The organism is Microbispora oryzae (assembly GCF_017896165.1).
In the GTDB taxonomy this organism is placed as follows: Bacteria; Actinomycetota; Actinomycetes; order Streptosporangiales; family Streptosporangiaceae; genus Microbispora; species Microbispora oryzae.
Genome location: NZ_JAFCNB010000064.1, coordinates 1 through 1,295 on the forward strand (window position 1 = coordinate 1; position 1,295 = coordinate 1,295).

Consider the following 1,295-nt stretch of genomic DNA (forward strand, 5'->3'; position numbering starts at 1 on the left):
CGTGGCCCAACCACTTGTGGGGGGAGCGGTCGAAGGTGGGGCTGGCGATTGGGACGAAGTCGTAACAAGGTAGCCGTACCGGAAGGTGCGGCTGGATCACCTCCTTTCTAAGGAGCGCACGGCTGGCGTCTGGTGCCTCGCATGTTCGCGGTTCGCGGTGTGTGGGGTGGGCGTTCGGTCCATGATCGCGTTCATCGGCGTGTGTCCGGTGCGTGGTCGGCTCATTAGTGGAGCACTGGTTATTCAGCTGGTTGTGGTTGCCGGCGCGGTAGTACCGCCTGTCTCTGCCTCCTCTTTTGGGGGTGGTGGTGGGAGTGGGAGTCCGTGGTGGTGGGTGCGGCTGGTTGGGCACGCTGTTGGGTCCTGAGGGAATGGACGTGTGTTTGTTTCCTTGTTGGGCTGGTCTTCTGCCATACCGGCTTGGCTTCTGCTCTTTGTGGGTGGGGGTTCGGGTGTCTTGGTGGTGGGGTGGGCTGGTGCTGTTTGTTGTTTGTGAATTGCATAGTGGACGCGAGCATCTTTTGTGGCCAAGTTTTTTAGGGCACACGGTGGATGCCTTGGCATCAGGAGCCGATGAAGGACGTGGGAGGCTGCGTTAAGCCTCGGGGAGTCGCCAACCTGACGTTGATCCGGGGATGTCCGAATGGGGAAACCTAGCACCAGTCATGTGGTGTTGCCGCCGTCTGAATGTATAGGGCGGTTGGTGGTAACGCGGGGAAGTGAAACATCTCAGTACCCGTAGGAGAAGAAAACAATTGTGATTCCGTGAGTAGTGGTGAGCGAAAGCGGAGGAGGCTAAACCGTGCGCGTGTGATAGCCGGCGGGTGTTGCGTGTGCGGGGTTGTGGGAGCTTCCGTGGAGGGACCGCCGTTCCTTCGGGCAGTGATAAATCGGTGTGGTAGTCGAAGTCTTTGGGATGGGACGCCGTAGACCGTGAGAGCCGGGTAGGCGAAATCATGCCGACTGTTGGGAGTTTTCCCGAGTAGCACGGGGCTCGTGGAATCCTGTGTGAATCTGCCAGGACCACCTGGTAAGCCTAAATACTTCCTGATGACCGATAGTGGACGAGTACCGTGAGGGAAAGGTGAAAAGCGCCCCGGTGAGGGGTTGTGAAATAGTACCTGAAACCGTGTGCCTACAAGCCGTGGGAGCGTAGGCAGCTTGCTGTCTGTGATGTGACTGCGTGCCTTTTGAAGAATGAGCCTGCGAGTCATGGTGTGTGGCGAGGTTAACCTGTGTGGGGGAGCCGTAGCGAAAGCGAGTCTGAATAGGGCGTTTGAGTCGCATGCTGTGGA

Annotated in this window: 2 rRNA genes; both read left to right on the forward strand. The window is 58.4% G+C overall.

The features are described 5' to 3' along the window. Window positions 1-107 (forward strand): 16S ribosomal RNA (locus JOL79_RS33535); the annotation flags it as partial. 418 nt (window positions 108-525) lie between these two features. Next, window positions 526-1,295: ribosomal RNA gene (locus JOL79_RS33540) — 23S ribosomal RNA — on the forward strand; the annotation flags it as partial.